This window comes from Sphingobacterium sp. E70, from assembly GCF_019285695.1.
Lineage (GTDB): Bacteria > Bacteroidota > Bacteroidia > Sphingobacteriales > Sphingobacteriaceae > Sphingobacterium > Sphingobacterium detergens.
In genome coordinates, this window is the sequence record NZ_CP079104.1 from 2,023,207 (window position 1) to 2,041,967 (window position 18,761).

At 39.6% G+C, this 18,761-nt stretch carries 21 protein-coding genes and 5 pseudogenes; 25 read left to right on the forward strand and 1 reads right to left on the reverse strand.

The annotated features are described in order from the left end of the window. Positions 1-13: 13 nt before the first annotated feature. The 23 genes and pseudogenes from KUH03_RS14500 (at position 14) to KUH03_RS14590 (ending at position 14,060) form a co-directional block, all read left to right on the forward strand. Complete coding sequence (locus KUH03_RS14500) at positions 14-223, forward strand: CcmD family protein (protein WP_077437990.1); 210 nt, start codon at positions 14-16, stop codon at positions 221-223. A gap of 294 nt (positions 224-517) precedes the next feature. Then, positions 518-1,171, forward strand: coding sequence for a hypothetical protein (locus KUH03_RS14505; RefSeq protein ID WP_257094354.1), 654 nt, complete (start codon positions 518-520; stop codon positions 1,169-1,171). A 275-nt stretch (positions 1,172-1,446) separates the two neighbouring features. Beyond that, positions 1,447-1,944: a hypothetical protein gene (locus KUH03_RS14510; protein WP_257094356.1), complete on the forward strand. Its 498-nt coding sequence runs from the start codon at positions 1,447-1,449 to the stop codon at positions 1,942-1,944. Beyond that, the gene (locus KUH03_RS14515) at positions 1,941-2,726 is read left to right on the forward strand and encodes a hypothetical protein (protein WP_257094358.1); all 786 of its coding nucleotides are present in this window, start codon (positions 1,941-1,943) and stop codon (positions 2,724-2,726) included. Before KUH03_RS14510 ends, KUH03_RS14515 begins: the two co-directional genes overlap by 4 nt. Positions 2,727-2,811: 85 nt before the next feature. Beyond that, on the forward strand, positions 2,812-3,354 hold the full coding sequence (gene lptC / locus KUH03_RS14520; RefSeq protein WP_257094360.1) for an LPS export ABC transporter periplasmic protein LptC: 543 nt from the start codon (positions 2,812-2,814) through the stop codon (positions 3,352-3,354). Between the two features lie 305 nt (positions 3,355-3,659). Further along, positions 3,660-3,797, forward strand: coding sequence for a hypothetical protein (locus KUH03_RS14525; RefSeq protein ID WP_257094362.1), 138 nt, complete (start codon positions 3,660-3,662; stop codon positions 3,795-3,797). Between the two features lie 46 nt (positions 3,798-3,843). Next, positions 3,844-4,620 (forward strand): annotated as a pseudogene (locus KUH03_RS14530) (SurA N-terminal domain-containing protein); the annotation flags it as partial. A 191-nt stretch (positions 4,621-4,811) separates the two neighbouring features. Further along, positions 4,812-5,390, forward strand: a complete 579-nt coding sequence (locus KUH03_RS14535; RefSeq protein WP_257094364.1) for a peptidylprolyl isomerase — start codon at positions 4,812-4,814, stop codon at positions 5,388-5,390. Beyond that, positions 5,369-5,611 carry a hypothetical protein gene (locus KUH03_RS14540; protein WP_257094366.1) on the forward strand — a complete coding sequence of 81 codons (243 nt, stop codon included), beginning with the start codon at positions 5,369-5,371 and terminating at the stop codon, positions 5,609-5,611. Before KUH03_RS14535 ends, KUH03_RS14540 begins: the two co-directional genes overlap by 22 nt. Positions 5,612-5,824: 213 nt before the next feature. After that, positions 5,825-6,369: pseudogene (locus KUH03_RS14545) on the forward strand (DUF2480 family protein). A gap of 96 nt (positions 6,370-6,465) precedes the next feature. After that, a complete protein-coding gene (locus KUH03_RS14550) occupies positions 6,466-7,122 on the forward strand; it encodes a DUF3108 domain-containing protein (protein ID WP_306429586.1) in 657 nt (218 codons plus the stop codon). A 17-nt stretch (positions 7,123-7,139) separates the two neighbouring features. After that, on the forward strand, positions 7,140-7,250 hold the full coding sequence (locus tag KUH03_RS45930) for a hypothetical protein (RefSeq protein WP_306429742.1): 111 nt from the start codon (positions 7,140-7,142) through the stop codon (positions 7,248-7,250). Positions 7,251-7,255: 5 nt separating this feature from the next. Further along, positions 7,256-7,819, forward strand: a complete 564-nt coding sequence (locus KUH03_RS14555; protein ID WP_120261404.1) for a DUF3109 family protein — start codon at positions 7,256-7,258, stop codon at positions 7,817-7,819. A gap of 49 nt (positions 7,820-7,868) precedes the next feature. After that, positions 7,869-8,839 (forward strand): annotated as a pseudogene (locus tag KUH03_RS14560) (polyprenyl synthetase family protein). A gap of 364 nt (positions 8,840-9,203) precedes the next feature. Continuing rightward, positions 9,204-9,888, forward strand: a pseudogene (locus KUH03_RS14565) (TerC/Alx family metal homeostasis membrane protein). Between the two features lie 271 nt (positions 9,889-10,159). Beyond that, positions 10,160-10,708 (forward strand): hypothetical protein, encoded by a 549-nt coding sequence (locus KUH03_RS45935; RefSeq protein ID WP_306429587.1) that lies wholly within the window; start codon positions 10,160-10,162, stop codon positions 10,706-10,708. A 5-nt stretch (positions 10,709-10,713) separates the two neighbouring features. Then, positions 10,714-10,965: a hypothetical protein gene (locus tag KUH03_RS45940; RefSeq protein WP_306429743.1), complete on the forward strand. Its 252-nt coding sequence runs from the start codon at positions 10,714-10,716 to the stop codon at positions 10,963-10,965. Continuing rightward, positions 10,962-11,096: a hypothetical protein gene (locus KUH03_RS45945; protein ID WP_306429588.1), complete on the forward strand. Its 135-nt coding sequence runs from the start codon at positions 10,962-10,964 to the stop codon at positions 11,094-11,096. Before KUH03_RS45940 ends, KUH03_RS45945 begins: the two co-directional genes overlap by 4 nt. Next, positions 11,075-11,233: a hypothetical protein gene (locus KUH03_RS48640; RefSeq protein ID WP_373564729.1), complete on the forward strand. Its 159-nt coding sequence runs from the start codon at positions 11,075-11,077 to the stop codon at positions 11,231-11,233. Before KUH03_RS45945 ends, KUH03_RS48640 begins: the two co-directional genes overlap by 22 nt. Before the next feature lie 217 nt (positions 11,234-11,450). Further along, positions 11,451-11,795, forward strand: a complete 345-nt coding sequence (locus KUH03_RS14575; RefSeq protein ID WP_257094367.1) for a thioredoxin domain-containing protein — start codon at positions 11,451-11,453, stop codon at positions 11,793-11,795. A gap of 102 nt (positions 11,796-11,897) precedes the next feature. Then, positions 11,898-12,533 (forward strand): hypothetical protein, encoded by a 636-nt coding sequence (locus KUH03_RS14580; RefSeq protein WP_257094370.1) that lies wholly within the window; start codon positions 11,898-11,900, stop codon positions 12,531-12,533. A 316-nt stretch (positions 12,534-12,849) separates the two neighbouring features. Continuing rightward, positions 12,850-13,758, forward strand: coding sequence for a thioredoxin family protein (locus KUH03_RS14585; protein WP_257094372.1), 909 nt, complete (start codon positions 12,850-12,852; stop codon positions 13,756-13,758). 50 nt (positions 13,759-13,808) lie between these two features. Beyond that, positions 13,809-14,060 (forward strand): hypothetical protein, encoded by a 252-nt coding sequence (locus KUH03_RS14590; protein ID WP_257094374.1) that lies wholly within the window; start codon positions 13,809-13,811, stop codon positions 14,058-14,060. A 139-nt stretch (positions 14,061-14,199) separates the two neighbouring features. Here KUH03_RS14590 and KUH03_RS14595 read toward each other — a convergent pair. Then, a pseudogene (locus KUH03_RS14595) lies at positions 14,200-16,321 on the reverse strand (prolyl oligopeptidase family protein). Between the two features lie 218 nt (positions 16,322-16,539). Here KUH03_RS14595 and KUH03_RS14600 point away from each other — a divergent pair. Beyond that, positions 16,540-18,156 (forward strand): M1 family metallopeptidase, encoded by a 1,617-nt coding sequence (locus tag KUH03_RS14600; protein ID WP_257094376.1) that lies wholly within the window; start codon positions 16,540-16,542, stop codon positions 18,154-18,156. 142 nt (positions 18,157-18,298) lie between these two features. Then, on the forward strand, positions 18,299-18,706 hold the full coding sequence (locus tag KUH03_RS14605; protein WP_257094378.1) for a HEAT repeat domain-containing protein: 408 nt from the start codon (positions 18,299-18,301) through the stop codon (positions 18,704-18,706). Positions 18,707-18,761: the final 55 nt, after the last annotated feature.

Sequence of the window (18,761 nt, forward strand, 5' to 3'; positions counted from 1 at the left end):
ACAAATAAATAGCATGAAAAAAATAACATTGTCAATTGCATTATTAATCCTATCAACTTTAAGCACATTTGCACAGGATGACGTTGATATGGCAACGGGCTTACGTAGTGAGGGCAAAATCTATGTGGTTGTTCTCGTGATGTTGGTCATTTTTCTAGGTCTTGCCTTCTTTCTTTTCTTGCTTGACCGTCGTATAACGAAGTTGGAGAAAAAGAATAAATAGTCAAATATTTATCGCGCGCCATGATTATCAGTCAGTTCAGAAATTACACACCAATAAATATCCTATTTTTATCCCTTGTGGGTTTTGTATTATGCCTTGGCATATTCTTACACGTACCGGATAAACTTGATTCTGTAATTTTGAACCTGCACTAGGAAATCTACTCGGAGAAAACAATTTAATCAACCTCTCCCCAGCAACCAACGTCTTTATCACACTGATCCTGACCATTTTTCAGGCAACGATACTGAATCGGATCACGAGCCATTTCAATCTGCTTGGAAAACCTAGTTTTTGGTCGCATTGATGTATATGACACTGGCCAGTTTATTTTTACCCTTTCTAGTTCTGTCTCCCACCCTTATCTGTAACTTTATTTCGATCTGGATGTTGAGCAAATTGCTTTCTCTCTATCGTCAGACAGACGTAAAGGCGGAAATGTTCGATCTGGGGATGATTGTCGGCATAGGAAGTCTGATCTACTTTCCTTTCTTGAGCATGTTCTTCCTGCTGTGGATCGCCCTACTTATTTTTAGACCATTCAATTGGCGTGAATGGATCACACCACTATTGGGACTGGCTACAATCTATTTTATATTAGGGGTAATCTATTTATGGGTAGGAAAAATGGATTTGTTTTACACCATATGGTTGCCATTCACCTACAAATTCCCAACGGCTATCCGTATTCAATTATTTGATTACCTGGTATTGGTTCCTGTACTCTTTACACTGATCCTCTTCTTGTTGATCCTCAAAGATAATTTTTTCAAGAGCATTGTGCATATCCGAAAATCCTTTCAGTTGTTATTTTTCATGTTATGCTTGGCTGTAGCCTCCTTTTATTGGAATAAGAAATTAACTGAGGCCCACTTTTTACTCTGTGCTCCCCGGTTGCGATTTATATGGCCTACTACTTCACCTACGCCAAAAAGAAATGGTTTTTGAGGTCGTGTATGCAATCATCGCATTAACCATAATCTACTTTCAATTTTTCTAAACATTTGTACAACAAGTGTTTAACCTTTTTAACAAAATCGGCTTAACAAGCTCACAAAAATTGAATAGTTTTGTATGCGAATAAAAGCAAAGAACATTTAATTACACGAGTCAAAAAACTCAAAGATTTCACAAAAACTAAATAAACATTAGTTTCTCAATTTTATAGATTGACCATGCAGAAACGCTTTATAAGCTCTCTAAGAAATAAATCACTCCAACTGTTGTTAGCAGGTGGAATTTTAGCTAGTTCTACTACCGCATTTGCCCAAAAAACGACATCCGCTTCACCTTATTCTCAATTGGGGATAGGTCAGATACGTGAAGATTTATTACCTCAGTATAGAGCGATGGGTGGTATCAGTACGGCAATCCGTACATTAGATGGCATCTATTACAATACCAACCCGAGCAATCCAGCATCTTACTCCGCTGCGCGACTTAGTGTATTTGACGCAGGGCTGTATGGCAACTACACGCAATTAAAATCAACAACCAGATCTGCAAATACTGCTGATTTTGCATTTAGCCATATTACCATGACTTTTCCAATGCAAAAGTTTGGTGGCATCAGTTTGGGGCTACTGCCGTTTTCGGATGTGGGCTATCGTACCAATTCACAGGAAAGCATTAATTCGCAAACATTTAACAAGGTTTTTACAGGTGAAGGAGGCCTCACAAAAGCTTATGCAGGTTGGGGGTACGTGTTTATAAAGGATTGAGTATCGGTGCGAATATGTCTTACCTATTTGGTACATTAAATGACTATAGCCGTGTTGAATTTCCTTCATCCTCTGGAGCTTTAAATCCGCAACGTCAAAATAAACGTGAAATCCAAGGTATTATTTTTGATTACGGCTTACAATACGAACAGCCTATCGGCAAAGAATATGCCTTGACCTTTGGTTATTCGGGATCGCTAAACAACGATATAAAAGAGCGAACAACGATATTCGACACAAGGACTCAACCATCATCAGATCCAGACAATCAAAATATTCCAATCGATACAACCTATATGTCTGAGCGCATCAGCAGGCATTTGACACTTCCATTAAAACATAATATAGGTGTTACCCTTGCACGAAATGGCAAATGGTTGGTTGGGGCAGACTTCAAATATGCAGACTGGTCAAGATTTCAGGTCAGAAATGGTGAAGGCGAGTTGCGCAAAAATTATGGTGTATCAGTTGGTGGTCAGTTGACACCTGATAGATCTTCGCTCAACTATCTGAACCACGTAGATTATCGCCTTGGATTCAGATACAACAAAACCCAGTATTTCCTAGCCGGTCAAGATATCAATGATATGGCCGTAACAGTGGGTGTGGGCTTACCATTAGCCAGAACACAATATTCAAGTGCTTTCTCGAAGATCAATTTTTCAGCAGAATTTGGCCAAATGGGTAAAGTAGCCAATGGCCTGTTACGTGAACGTTATATCAACTTCAATATTGGCTTTACGCTAAATGACCGTTGGTTTAGAAGAAATCAATTTGACTAAGATAATGGTACGCAAAGTATCTGAACTATTCATATCACAAAATATATCGCCCCTGGTAATTCAATTTTTGCTAGGGGCGCTCTTATTGACTTCCTGCGAGCCAGATCTAAAGGAAGTCGACCGGATCGCCAACTTAAAGAAAGAAGAGGCTGTGGACATTTCACGCCATGTCGATGTTATCTATAGTGATTCAACCCGGGTTAAAGCGAACCTAACCGCACCCGAAATGCGGATCAAACACGATAGTACAGAAGTCTATGAGTTTCCAAAAAGCATAAAAATCATCTTCTATGATGAAAAGCTAAAGGAAACACAACGTATTACCTCTGACTATGCAATCAGGAAAGAAAAAGAGAAAATAACAGTCTTTACCAAAAACGTCATTGTCACCATGGCCGATGGGTCCATTATGAAAACGGAAGAAATCGTTTATGATGAAGGAGCTAAAGATCCCAATAAAACTTTTTACAATAATGTTCCTGTCCAGGCATTCTTTAAAGATCAAAGGGGAAACCTACAGGGATCATCTTTTACATCCGACAAAGACCTGCAACATGCCAATATACAGAATGCAACTGGTGTTGTTATAATCAAGGATAACAGTCTGTTTCCATCCATAGGTAGATAGAGAGATCATACTTTCATTGGCCTCCCTACTATCATGTTATTTACTAGCCTAAAGATATGTACCTGCAAGTAGATCCCGTAAGCAACTCTGTCACAGATTTCTTAAAGGATATTACAGTCACCTGATCAAGACCCTCTTCAATAAAAAATAGCGCAATACAAATACTTTTCAAATTTGTTTTATTACATTCAGGAAAATATTCCGTTTTTTTTTATAAAAATTGTATCTTGCACCGCATTTTGCTATGCTATGCATAAATTAACGAAATACAAGTATTTACACAATATAAACACAATAAGCAGACTATGGGATTAATGGGCTTTTTGCGTAACAAAGCTGGTGTCATCTTGACCGCAGCCATGGCTATCGCAATTTTAGCATTTTTACTAGGCGATGTCGTTCGAGGAGGGGCTCCTTTTGGGCTAGACATCAAAATCGTGTAGGGAAGTCAACGGAACTGAAATTGAATATCCTGCGTTCAACCAACAGGTGGAACAAGCAGAAGAAATGTTCAAGCAACAAATGGGTGGCGCTGTTACTCCTCAAATGAGAACATACGCCGTACAACAGGTTTGGAATCAATTCTTATCCAGAGAAATCTTGAGAAAAGAGATTGAAAAAATCGGTTTGACAGTAGGTAGTAAGGAATTAAATGATCTAGTACAAGGGCCAAATCCTTCAGCTCAGATCGTTCAGGCATTTACCGACCCACAAACTGGACAATTTAACCGTGGTCAGTTGTCAACATTTATAAGCCAAATCAACACAGCTGGCAACCAAGCCATGGCTGATCAGTGGGAAGCTTTACTTGAGGGTGTGAAAGATGAACGTCTAAGCAGCAAGTATGGCGAGTTGCTTTCGAACAGTGTATACGTAACTTCATTGGAAGCAAACGAAGAATACCAAGAACGTAATAAATTGGCGAACTTCAAATACATTCTTTTAGACTACGCTTCTGTAAAAGATGCTGAGGCTAAAGTGACTGACGCCGATTTCCAAGAATACTATAATGAACATAAAAGCATGTTCAAAACACAAGAGGAAACACGTGCGATTCAATACGTTACGGTAGATGCAAAACCTCTTGCAAAGGATTCATTGGCTGTAAAAGAAGCGATTGACAAGTTAAAACAAGACCTTATTGTTGCAAAGGATGATTCGTTATTTGCATCTATCAATTCGGACAACAAGTATCCTTTCACCTATGTGAAAAAAGGCCAATTGAGTCCTTCTTTGGATTCAGTAGTTTTCAATGTCGCTGCAGGCACTACAGTAGGTCCATTCCTAAGCAATGGTGCTTACGAAATTGCAAAAGTGGTTTCAACTGTCGTAGGTCCCGATTCTGTAAAGGCTTCGCATATCCTATTGGATGCTACTGCTGAAGGTGGTGTTGACAAAGCTTTGGCAAAAGCTGATTCAATCAAAGGGCTGATCCAAAAGGAGATAACTTTGCAGCTTTGGCTATTCAGTTCAGTAGTGACCCTGGAAGTAAAGCAAATGGTGGTGAGCTTGGTACTTTTACAAGAGGTCGCATGGTACCAGAATTTGAAAAAGCAGTATTTGAAGGTAAAGCCGGAGACATTAAAGTTGTAAAATCTCAGTTTGGTGTGCACATTATTAAAATTGAGAAACAAATCGGTACAGCAAAATACGCTAAGGTCGCTATCATCGATAAAGTAATCAATAGTGGTAAAGAGACTTTAAATAATGCACACAGCAAGGCAACAGCTTTCTTATCTGCTGCAACTGCTCAAAACTTCGCACAAGAGGCTAAAAAACTTGGTTTAGAAGCCAAAACTGCATCACGTGTTACTGCAATGGACAATGTACTTGATGGTACTGAAGCACCTCGCGATTTGATAAAATGGGCTTTCGAAGCTAAAAAAGGTGATATCTCAGATAAGGTATTTGAAACTGAAACTTCTTATATCCTGGCGAGTTTAGTGAATGTACAACCAAAAGGGGTACTTTCGTTGGACGCTGTGAAAAAGACATCGAGCCTGCAGTTAAAAACATGGTTAAAGCTAAAGTCCTAAAAGAAAAATTTGGCAAAGCTTTAGCTGGAGCTTCTTCAATTGACCAAGTAGCTCAAAAAGTAGGTAAATCGGCTATTCACGTAGAGAATGTGGTATTTGCCAATCCTGTTATTCCGGGTGTAGCCTTAGAAAACGCTGTAGTAGGTACAGTCTTTGGACTTCAACCAAACAAACCTCTAAAGCAATTGAAGGAAACACAGGTGTATATGTCGTACAGGTAAATGGGTTTACAAACCCATCAGCAATCTCTGATATCAACGGACAAAAGAAACAAATGCTTGCAGCGAAAGCGCAACGTGCTTGGGGATCTATTTTCCGTGCATTACAAGACAAAGCTGAAATCATTGACAATAGAGTGAAATTCTTTTAGAAGATTTTTAAGTAAATTTGTAGCCGGACGAATTATCGTCCGGCTTTTTTTTGATAGAATAGTTATGGAAATTCAAACAAATATTGTCAATAAAGTTGCACAAAGTGGATTAGTGACAGTTGATCTGGCAGATTATCATCCAAAGACCGACAACGTCCTATATGATATCAAGGATAATTTGTTCCATGGTCTGATGTTAGGGAAAAAGATTTCCGCGAGTTCATCAAAACACACGATTGGTCACAATATACAAATAAGCATATCGCCATAACCTGTAGCGCAGATGCTATTGTCCCAACATGGGCTTATATGCTACTGGCAAATAAGTTAGAGCCATATGCTTCGACCATTGTCTTTGGCGATTTAGATGAACTGCTACGTATACAGTATGCCGCCGCTATTGATCAAATTGACATGGAACAGTTTCGGGATCAAAGGGTAGTTGTTAAGGGCTGTGGAGATACTTATATCCCTGAATCGACATTTGTCCAATTCACGGTGAAACTCAGCAAAGTAGCGAAAAGTATTATGTATGGCGAACCCTGTTCAACGGTTCCAGTTTTTAAAAGAAGTCCTCAAGCGCCAAAAGCAGCTGACAAACAAGTATGAGCAGCGGGCTCATGTGGGTTTCATCACCTTAAAGAGACAATTTATTCTGATGAAATTAACATCTCTTTTTCAAACAATTTTCGTAAACTTACGTACATGAAACTTATATCGACATTGCTCCTTTACTTATCAGTTTTTGTAAGTACAGTTTTCGCTCAGGATTTACCCCATTTAAAAGAATCTGCATTTAAAGGTGGAGAGAAATTAAAGTATAAACTCCGCTATGGAATTATTTCAGCTGCAACGGGAACGTTGACTGTTGGTGATACGAAAGACGGATTTGGGAATCCCTCCTTTCATCTGTATGCCGCGGGTAAAACAGCAGGAGCTTTTGCCATCTATACCGTAAGAAACGAATACAACTCGTATATAAATAGCAAGACGTTTTTGCCTTACTATTATACAGAAAACATTCGTGAGGGAGGTTACAGACGGAATGACAAAGTACGTTTCAATCAGGATACACATACTGTGGTCGGTAATAAAGGAACATTTACATCCAAGGTAGATCAGACCTTTGATTTGCTATCGTCCTATTATTTTGCCCGCAATCTGGACTTAACTTCGGTCAAGCCGGGTGAATCCTTTAAACTGACTTACTTTCTGAATGATGAAATAGCCACCTTGGGCATACAGTACATTGGAATAGAAAAAATAAAAACAGAATTGGGCACATTGGAATGCCTTAAATTCAGTCCCGAAATTAAACCGGGACGTATCTTTAAAAAAATAGCAAGCTTTATCTCTGGGTAACCAATGATGGTAACCGTATTCCAGTGAAGGCCAATGTCGATATTTTAATTGGCTCTGTTACCTTAGAACTTCTGGAAGCGAGTGGACTAAAATATAAATTGGGGCAAAAAGCAAGCTACTCAAAATAATTAGAATGATTGAAGTAGGAAATGTGTTGGTGCATGAAGATCTGATTAACAATGATTTCGTGTGCAACCTATCAAAATGTAAGGGAATATGCTGTATCGAGGGAGACTCGGGAGCACCTTTGTTAGAAAGTGAAAAGGCAATTCTGGAGGAAATATACCCTAAGGTAAAGCCCTATATGACGGAGAAAGGCATTGAGGCCATCGAAGAACAAGGGAAATACGTCATTGACGTAGATGGAGATTTAACCACGACCTGCGTTGACGGACACAAAGAATGCGCCTATGTGACTTGGGAAAACGGCATTACAAAATGTGCAATCGAAAAGGCATATGAACTGGGTGAAATCCACTGGCGGAAACCTGTTTCCTGTCACCTATATCCTATCCGTACAACGCATTATCCGGAATTTGATGTCCTTCATTATGACCGTTGGCATATCTGCAAAGACGCTTGCAGTTTTGGTAAAGAACTACAGGTGCCTGTGTATAAATTTCTAAAGGATCCCCTGATCCGTACTTATGGAGAAGAATGGTACAAAAATCTTGAGCAAGCAGTCGATGAGTTGTAACAAAATTACTATCTTTAAGCTTTAACTTTTTGGTGTTTCATTCCAATTCATGTCAAAATTAACAGAGATCCAACGCCCTATTATCCACGAACTTGAAGCTTTTGAAAAGAAATTCAAAGCATCGATGAAAAGCTCCGTTCCCTTGTTGGATCGTATCACGCAATATCTGATCAAACGTAAAGGCAAACAAATGCGGCCAATGTTTGTATTTTTTTCAGCGGGCATCTGCAATGGGATTAATGAATCTACCTATCGCGGCGCTGCTTTGGTTGAATTACTGCATACAGCTTCGCTTGTTCACGATGATGTCGTGGATAACTCTTACGAACGTAGAGGCTTCTTTTCAATCAATGCACTCTGGAAAAATAAGATTGCAGTACTGGTTGGTGACTTTTTACTGTCAAGGGGTTTGCTACTCTCTGTCAAACATCAGGACTACCATCTGTTAAAAATTGTTTCGGAAGCGGTTGACCAGATGAGTGAAGGGGAATTACTCCAGATCGAAAAAGCGCGTAAACTGGATATTGAAGAATCCATATACTTTGAGGTCATCCGAAAAAAACAGCATCGTTAATTGCTTCCTGTTGCGCCTGTGGATCGGCGTCATCCAATGCGGATCAAGAGACGGTAGAGAAACTGCACCAATTTGGAGAGAAAATTGGTATTGCTTTTCAGATAAAGGATGATTTATTTGATTTTGGTTTGGATGACGTGGGTAAGCCCCTGGGGAATGATATCAAAGAGAAGAAAATGACATTGCCGTTGATCCATGCGTTAAATCAGACAAGCTCCAGCGAAAAGCGGCGAATCATCAATCTGGTTCGAAACCATAATGAAGACCCGAAAAAGGTTGCTGAAGTGATCGATTTTGTACGCAACAGCGGTGGACTAGCCTATGCAACAAACAAAATGCTGGAATATCAACAAGATGCATTTCGCATCCTGGAAGAGTTTCCAAATAGCGAATACAAAGAAGGATTACTTCAATTGGTAAAATATACAACAGAAAGAAAAAAATAATGAGTCACGAATTAATGTTTTTGGAGGTTTCCTGATCTTCATTGCACTGATGCTAGCCATTGACCTTGGACTATTTTCCAAGGGCGATAAACCAGTTAGCTTAAAGACTGCCGCAATTATGAGCGCTGTATGGGTATTATTCTCATTAGGCTTCTATTGGTTGCTCCGTCAGTATGGATTTGAATTGCATAATATTCATGATCTAAACCATCTGCAAGAAGTCATCACCAAGCATCACCACGATATTAAAATTATTCCCGGTGATCTAGCGGCAAGTTTAGAAATCTACAATAAAAACCTAGGCTTGGAATATTTAACGGGATATGTTGTTGAGTACGCACTCTCTGTCGATAATATTTTCGTGATGGTACTGCTCTTCACATCATTTGGGATTCCCGAAAAATACTACCATAAAGTTTTGGTATGGGGATTCTGGGGCTATCGTTATGCGGTTTCTGTTTATCTTCCTTGGTGCAACCTTAATCGCTAAATTTGGCTGGATCCTATATGTTTTTGGTGCTTTCTTGGTGTTCACAGGTATCAAGATGTTTATCAATCGGAACCAGGAGGAAGAGGTCGATCCTCAAAACCATCCGGTTGTCAAATTTGCGTCCAAATATTTCAAGGTAACGCCAAAATTAGATGGCGGTCACTTTTTCCATATCGAGAATGGTGTAAAATACATGACACCCCTATTTTTGGTTTTGTTAGTGATTGAATTTACCGATCTAATTTTCGCAGTGGATTCTATTCCCGCAATTTTCTCAGTGACCAAAGATCCTTATGTGGTATTCTTCTCTAATATTTTCGCCATCCTTGGATTGCGCTCCATGTTCTTCCTATTGGTCAATATTATCCATAAGTTCCAATATTTAAAAGTCGGGTTAGCTTTTCTATTGGTCTTCATTGGTCTGAAGATGTTATTGCATCACTGGTTGGCAGAGGTTGGCTTTACAACGACGCATTCGCTGATTGTGATCATCGGTATACTTGCCTTAAGTATTATCGCTTCGCTACTCTTTCCAAAGCATAAAGAGATTGCCGAATAAAAATAAAAGCAAAGGGTCGTAAAAATTACGACCCTTTGCTTTTCAATATTTTAGCCTAGTTTTTACTCCTCCTTTATGTGACAAAAGGGCCTAAATTATACCTCATTTTTAAGAACAATTATTTTACAGAGGAATTTGCCTTACTAAATTTTATTTATTTAATTTAGCACCACTTTAAATTAACAAAATACTAACAAATGAATTGGAATAAATCGATTGTACTAGCTGCCTCTCTTTTGCAGCTTCATTCCAAGTACAAGCACAGGACAATTTGATCAATGCCCTAAAAGCAAATCAAAATGACAATAGCAAATCTGGATTTACATTTACAGAAGTTATCAATTTAGGTAATACTTCGATCAAGAATCAAGGTTCTTCGGGTACATGTTGGTCTTATTCAGGAAACTCTTTTCTAGAATCCGAAATGATCCGTATGGGTAAAAAACCTGTTGAGATTTCTCAGATATATACAGCACGTAATACGTACTTAGATAAAGCACGTACTTATGTACGTCTTCACGGTGGATTATCATTGGGTGAAGGTGGTCAATTTCATGATGTATTGAATTCATTCCGCAAATATGGCACAATGCCACAGTCAGCCTATACAGGCCTTCACTATGGTACCACGCTGAACAACTTTGGTGAAATGACATCAATGCTTGACGCGATGTTAGGCTCAATTGTTAAAGGAAAAGCATTGACTCCAAACTGGGAAAAAGCCTACACCGCAGCAATGGACTCTTACTTAGGGAAGTTCCTGAAAAATTTGATTACAATGGCAAATCCTATACACCACGTACTTTTGCTGATCAGGTAGTTGGTATCAATCCGGATGATTATGTTGGGATTGCTTCAGTTACTGACCACCCTTATTATAGCCAATTCGTTCTCTTAATCCCAGATAACTGGTCATTTGATCGTTTCTACAATGTTCAGATGAATGATTTAACAGATATCATTGACAACGCGCTGCAAAAAGGTTATACTGTCGCTTGGGCAACTGACGTTTCAGAAAAAGGATTCTCCTGGAAAAACGGTGTTGCTTATGTTCCAGAAAACCATTCGAACAAATGAGCGATCAAGAAAAATCAAGCATGTTCGTTGGTCCTAAACCAGAAATGAAGATCACACCTGAAGAGAGACAAAAGCTTTCGACAATTGGCAAACAACAGACGATCATGGTATGCACATCGTCGGTCTTGTAAAAGATCAAAATGGTAAAGAGTATTATATTGTCAAAAACTCTTGGGAACATCCAACGACTACAAAGGATATTTATACGCTACAAAAGAATTTGTGCGTTATAAAACAACTTCTTTGCTGTTACATAAAGATGGTCTGACAAAAGATTTGAAATCGAAGATAAATATCAAATAAGCGATTTACCCATCGTTTAAAACACCTCTGAAATTAATATTTCAGAGGTGTTTTTGTTTTCAGATTAATTTGATAACTTAAACCTAATTATAAATCTAGTTGTTCAGTGAGATATGAGAAGTATAATCGCATTATGCCTTGCAATTTTATTTGGGAATTTAGCACATTGCCAGACCAAAGGGGTGAAATTTGTAGAAGGATTAAGTTGGAAACAGGTCAAAGAAAGAGCGAAGGCAGAAAACAAGTTTATCTTCGTTGAACTTTTTGCGACATGGTGTGGCCCCTGCCAGTATATGAGTAATGAAGTGTTCCCCTGGAACAGGTTGGCCAGCCCATCAATCAAAATTTCATTAGCATCAGAGTCCAAATGGACTCCACCGAAGCGGACAATGCTGCTGTCAAAAGTTGGTATGCTGATGCCCGTGCTATTTCTAATGAGTACAATATCCAATCTTTTCCAACTTTTTGATTTTCAATCCGAACGGAGAAGCTGTACACCGGATTGTTGGCGCAAGCGATGCACCTGAATTTGTCAACCATGTGTCGGATGGGCTCTATCCCGAGACACAGTATTATACCCTGCTAAAAAAGTTTGAAAAAGACCTCAGGACATCTACACTGCCAAACAGATGTTAAAAGCGGCAAATATCGCTTATGACGAAAGCACTGCACGTAAAGCTGAAAATACCTTAGCCAATTCCTTGGGGACCGATGAACTTTTTAAAAAGGAAAACGTACATATTCTTTTAGCAGCAGCTAAATTTACAAATTCGAAAGCCTTTAACCTGATCCGCAACAATAAGGAAAAAATAGATATTTTGCTGGAATCACCGGGGATCGCCAATCGTACGCTCGCGAATGTGGTTGTCAATGAGCTTTTCCTGATTAAAATAGATGCCAAGCATGAACCCAACTGGGATAGTTACCAGAGTGAGCTGTCAGCAAAATATCCGGACATAGATTTCGTTCCTATGTTTAAAAAGATCAAAGCACACTACTATCTTCAGGTCAAGAATTATGTGGCTATGAAAAACACCATCAATGATTACCTATCATCAGAGGATTTCACAGCACATCAATTGAACACCTTTGCCTGGACGATTTTTAATAACAGCAGTGACCCCGAATGTATCGACGCAGCCATCAGCTGGAGCAAAAAATCTATCATAGAAGATCCCAGCTCTGCATTCTTAGATACATACGCCAACTTACTTTATAAAAAGGTGAAAAAGATAAGGCGATCAAGTGGCAAAATAAAGCCATAGAGATGGCCAGTGACGACGATCGACCAATCTATCAGGAAACATTGGACAAAATGACCAAAGGGATAAAAACCTGGGAAAATTAACTAAATCAGCGATCCCGTATCTGAACTTTTGAAGCATATCTTTATGCAGGAAATCGTCGTTCAGCAGTTGGGCGATAAAAGTCCATGAAGCCATCTATTTTGTGGGTCGGGCTTTCATTCAATGGAATCACCATTGATTTTTTCAAGATAGTAAACTCCTGATTAATTTTTCTCGTAATATTTTTTTGATAAGGTTTTATTTCAGTAAATTAACACCTAAATATCAACGGATTATGAGAAAATTAATTTTAATGCTATTCTTGGTTCCAACATTACTATTCGCTCAGAGCGAGGGTGTAAAATTTGAGCATGGTCTCAATTGGAATCAAATCAAAGAAAAGGCAGCCAAGGAAAACAAATTTATTTTTGTTGATTGTTTCACCACTTGGTGCGGCCCCTGCAAGTACATGACAAGCACAATCTTCCCACAGGCGAAGGTCGGTGATTTCTTCAATGCAAAATTTGTCAATGCCAAAATCCAAATGGATAAGACCAAAGAGGACAATGAAGAAGTAAAATCTTGGTACACCGAAGCAGATCGTTTTGCCAAAGACTATAAGGTAGTAGCCTATCCTACTTTCTTGATCTTTGATTCAAAAGGCAATCTTGTACACCGCATTGTAGGCGGTGGAGATGCGGATGGCTTTATTGCCAAAGCCCAAAAAGCACTGGATCCGAACAGCCAATATGAAACCCTATTGGCAAAATTCAATGCTGATCCACAAAATACAACAATTGCAAAAGCTATGGCTGCGGCTGCAAAAGATGCTTATGATAAAGAAACACAGGCAAAGGCTGAGGGCGTTGTATTATCTTCGTTATCAACAGACCAGATCTTTACAAAAGACAATGTGGAATTATTGCTTTCTTCGGCGAGCATCAAGGATTCGAAAGCATTTAACTTAATAAAAGACAACCCAGCCAAGTTTGATGCCATCAGTGAGAAGGTTAAAGCAAATGATTTCTTAGCGAAACTATTGATCGGTGAAGCTGTCAACACCAAAATCCAGGCTAAAGAAGCCGTAGATTTTGCTGCTATCGAAAAAGAACTGGCACAGAAATATCCGACGGTCAATACCGAAAAAGCGAGCTTGGAAATGCAACCGCGTTATTTCTCTTATACAAAAACTATCCTGGACTGAGAGACAGTTTTAACAAGTATATTGCCAAATACGGTTCGACCATCACTGCAATGGAACTAAACAATATGGCGTGGTCTATCTTTGAAAACTGTGATGATCCTGCTTGTTTAAAAGCAGCTTCGGAATGGAGCAAATTATCGCTGGAGAAAGAAAAAGATACACCAATGTTCTTGGATACCTTTGCCAACCTGCTTTATCGTCTAGGTGACAAAGATCAAGCAATCAAAACACAAGAGAAAGCGATCTCATTGTTGACTGCAAATGATAAAAAGAGGATTATGTTGCGACGCTTCAAAAAATGAAAAAGGCGAAAAAACTTGGGAGTAAGTAATATTCAAAAATAAAAAGTCCATATCGACTTTGTCGATATGGACTTTTTATTGTCTTTGGATAAAACTATCTACAGCCATAATCGGATTGTAGATGGTCCCTCCGATATCCTTATTTCAATTCTTTGATGCCCATATTCCAGAGCGCAAAAGCGTATTTATCAACTGTACTATTGATCAACACCTCTGTAGATCGACCAGCACCATGTCCAGCTTTGGTTTCAATACGAATCAATACAGGGTTATCTCCAGCCTGCTTAGCCTGCAATTCCGATGCAAACTTATACGAGTGTGCAGGAACAACACGGTCATCATGATCTCCGGTTAGTACCATTGTCGCCGGATAACTGACTCCTGTTTTCACATTATGCACAGGCGAATAAGCTTTCAGATAATCAAACATCTCTTTGCTGTCAGCAACCGTACCGTAATCGTATGACCAGCCCGCACCTGCCGTAAAAGTATGGTAACGCAACATATCCAACACGCCGACCTCTGGTAATGCCACCTTAGCTACTTTAGGGTCAATGGTCATTGTTGCTCCGACAAGTAAGCCACCATTGGAACCTCCCGACAATGCGGTGTATTCAGGTGAAGTATAACCATTTTCCTGTAAATAATGAGCCGCAGCGATAAAATCGTTAAACACATTCAGTTTATTGAACTGTCTACCACCATCATGCCATTTTTGACCATATTCACCACCACCACGTAAGTTGGGAACAGCATACACACCACCATTTGCCAGCCAAACCGCAACGGAAGTACTGAAAGCCGGAGTCAGACTGATATTAAATCCGCCATAACCGTATACAATCGTTGGATTTTTACCATTCAGGGCGATGCCTTTTTTATAGGTAATAATCATTGGAACCTTTGTTCCGTCCTTCGAAGTATAAAAACTTGCTTCGATTCATATTTGTCGCTGTCAAATTTGACCTTCGGTTTGATATAAAGTGACGATTTTCCTGAATTGACATCAAATTTATAACTGGATGAAGGCGTAATGTAATTTGAGAAACCAAAGTAGATTTCCTTTTCCTTTTTCTTACCCGAAAAACCACTAGCGGTCCCTACACCAGGTAATTCAATCTGTCTGATTTTTTTACCTGTATAATCGTATTGGATAACAACAGAAACAGCATCTTTCAAATAGTTTGCAAATAGATAGCCACCACCGGTACTGATCGAAAGTACATTTTCAGTTTCAGGAATGACATCCTTCCAGTTTTCCTTTGCTGGATTTTTTTAGATCTACTTTAACTAATCTATTGTTGGCAGCTTTATAGTTGGTCTCCAATAAGAAAGTATCTCCGATATTATCAACTACGCCCGTATTTGCATCAAAATGATCCTGTAGGCAGATGATCTTGCTATTCGGCTTGCTCAGATCCTGGTAATAAAGTTCATTTCCGTCGTTGTATTTGCCGCAGAGATAATCAGATAGCGCTGGTCATCTGTTAATGAAGCACCGACATAACGTCTCGGGGTTGCCGAACCGCCAAAAATCAGCTGGTCCGTAGATTGTGCTGTTTTAAGTTTATGGTAATACAATTTATGCTGATCTGTTTTCTCAGATAGTTCAGACCCCTTGGGTTTATCATAGCTTGAATAGTAAAACCCATCATTACCCTTCCAGGCGATGCCTGAGAATTTGACATCAACAAGGGTCTCGCCTACCGGTGCTTTGTCCTTTGCATTCAATACGATCACTTTTCTCCAGTCCGAGCCGCCCTCAGAGATCGAATACGCCACTAGACTTCCGTCCTTTGAAAAAGAAACGTCGGCCAAGGAAGTCGATCCATCTTTCGAAAAAGTATTTGGATCAAGGAAAATTTCCTCCGTTCCATTCTCACCCAGTTTGCGGTAAAGCACGGAATGTTGTTGAAGCCCATTGTTTTTAAAGAAATAGGTATACGCCCCTTCTTTGAAAGGTGTTCCTATTTTTCATAATTCCAGATTTCCGTTAATTGCTCTTTCAATTTCGAACGGAAAGGAATAGTATTTAGATAATCAAAAGTGACTTTATTTTCGGCCTGAACCCAACTTTTTGTTTCTGCTGAACGGTCGTCTTCCAACCAACGGTAGGGATCGGATACTTTCTCGCCCCAGAATTCGTCTACGACAGTGCCTTTGCTCGTCGTTGGATATTTCAACTGCTGTCCACAAACAGTGCTTGCTGTACCTGCCATACCTATCATCATCAGGATAAGGCCAATTTTTTTGTTTATCATAAAAAACTTTATACTTGTTTCATCCAAAAATAACAAATATAATTTCAGAATTCATAGTGCTAATCTCAAGTAAATGTCATTCTCGTCCGTTCAGAAACAATAATTCACTCTTTTCAAAGAACTGACCGTATATCATATCACTGGATTTTCCGAAATCCTTATTTTTACATCAGCCGAAATTTATTTAGCTTTATTTAAATCTTCTAAATAATTCAACAATGCGCAAAAGAATCGCTTTCCTATACTTGGCCATATCCCTTTCTGCTATCGGTATGAGTCAAGCGCAGCAACTTCCGATAGATCAGCAATATCGTTCCACTCCCACTCGGGTCAACAACCTCGTTCATACCAAACTCGATGTCCATTTTGACTATAAAAATCAATTTTTGAATGGAAAAGAATGGGTCACCCTACAGCCGCATTTTTACCCAACAGATTCACTCCGTCTGGATGCCAAAGGCATGGATATCAAACAGATTGCACTGGTCAATGGGCAGCAACTGGTCCCCTTAAAATTCACCTATGACGATAATTCTCTTCTGATTAAATTGGATCGCAATTACCTATCCAATGAGAAATATACCATCTACCTGGATTATACAGCCAAACCCAATCTACTAAAAGCACAGGGCAGTGCAGCAATCAATGATGCGAAAGGGCTGTACTTTATTAATCCAGCTGAAAGCACACCGAATAAACCAAGACAGATCTGGACCCAGGGCGAAACAGAGGCCTCCTCTGCCTGGTTCCCAACCATTGACCGCCCCAACCAAAAGACGACAGCCGAAATTTCAATGACCGTACTGGGTAATTATGTCAGTCTTTCCAATGGAGCTCTGGTCAACCAGCAGAAGAACAATGACGGCACACGTACTGATACCTGGAAAATGGATCTTCCTCATGCGCCCTATCTATTTATGATGGCCGTAGGAGATTTTAAGATTTATCAAGATAAATACAATAATATTCCTGTTGATTATTATTTGGAGCCGAAGTATGCCCCTTATGCGAAAGATATCTTTGGTAAAACACCAGCCATGATGGATTTTTATGGCAAAACCTTGGGAGTCCCTTATCCTTGGAACAAATATGCGCAAATCGTCTGCCGCGATTATGTCTCTGGTGCCATGGAAAACACCACAGCGACCTTACATGGTGAGCATGTGCAAAAGACCAAAAGGGAACTTTTGGATGAAAATGAAGAGGGCACCATTGCCCATGAGTTGTTCCATCAATGGTTTGGCGATCTGGTTACCGCTGAATCCTGGTCTAACTTAACGATGAACGAATCTTTCGCAACTTTTGGTGAAATCATCTGGCATGAGCATGATGGCGGTAAGGAAAAAGGTGATAAATCAAGATTTGAAAAACTACAATCCTATCTCAAATCAACCAAAAATGGCAATAGTCCAGCGCTCGCGCGCTACTATTATCACGATAAAGAAGATATGTTTGACAACATCAGCTACGCCAAGGGCTCATTGATCTTATACGCCTTAAAAGAACAGATGGGTGATGCTGCCTTTTATCAATCACTCAAAAAATACCTGACCGAGAATTCTTTCAAAACAGGCGAGCCACAACAGCTGCGTCTCACCATGGAGGAAGTGACAGGTAAAGACTGGGCACCTTATTTCAACCAGTGGTACTACAAAGGAGGTCATCCTATCCTCAAAGTGACAACCAAAAATGAAAACAATATACTGAGCCTCAACATCGCTCAGGTGCAAGATTCCGCTGTTCAAACGTTTCAAATACCGCTTGCCATTGACATCTATACCAAAGAAGGCAAAATGAGAAAACGGTACAGCTCAACAAACGGAATACTCAGCTGACAATTCCCTAAAAAATACAGTTGAATTTATCGATATCGATCCAGAAAAAACACTTGTCGGTGAGATCCATATTGACAAAACCGAAGCAGATTATCGTTATCAGTATGAGCATGCACCTTCTTTTGCCAACCGTGTCGCCGCAATGCTATTTGCCATGAAAAACTCGAAAACAACAGCGGGACGAGAGATACTAACAGCGGCATTAGCCGATCCGGATGCCGACCTTGTGGCGATGGCCATTCAGGGGCTCGATCTAACGGATCCAGCTAGCCGGAAATCGACTACGAACATCATTGCTTCATTGGCAGAAAAATCATCCGCTTCCGTCATACGTGCTTCAGCGATCCGAAAGCTGGGACAGATCAAAGATAAAAAGTATAAAAACCTGCTACTTAACGGAGTTAAGGATCAGTCTTATATGGTTATCGCAAGTTCAATCATGGCCATTAAAGACGCCTATCCTGATCAGCTCCAACAGACTTTGAAGCAAATCGATCCCGAGGCTTCGGAATATTTGAAAACCCTCCTAACAGATTTGTCCAAATTGTAAAAAGATATTCTGGAAGCGAATTTTGTATTCGCTTCCATTTTCTTTAGATTTGGGC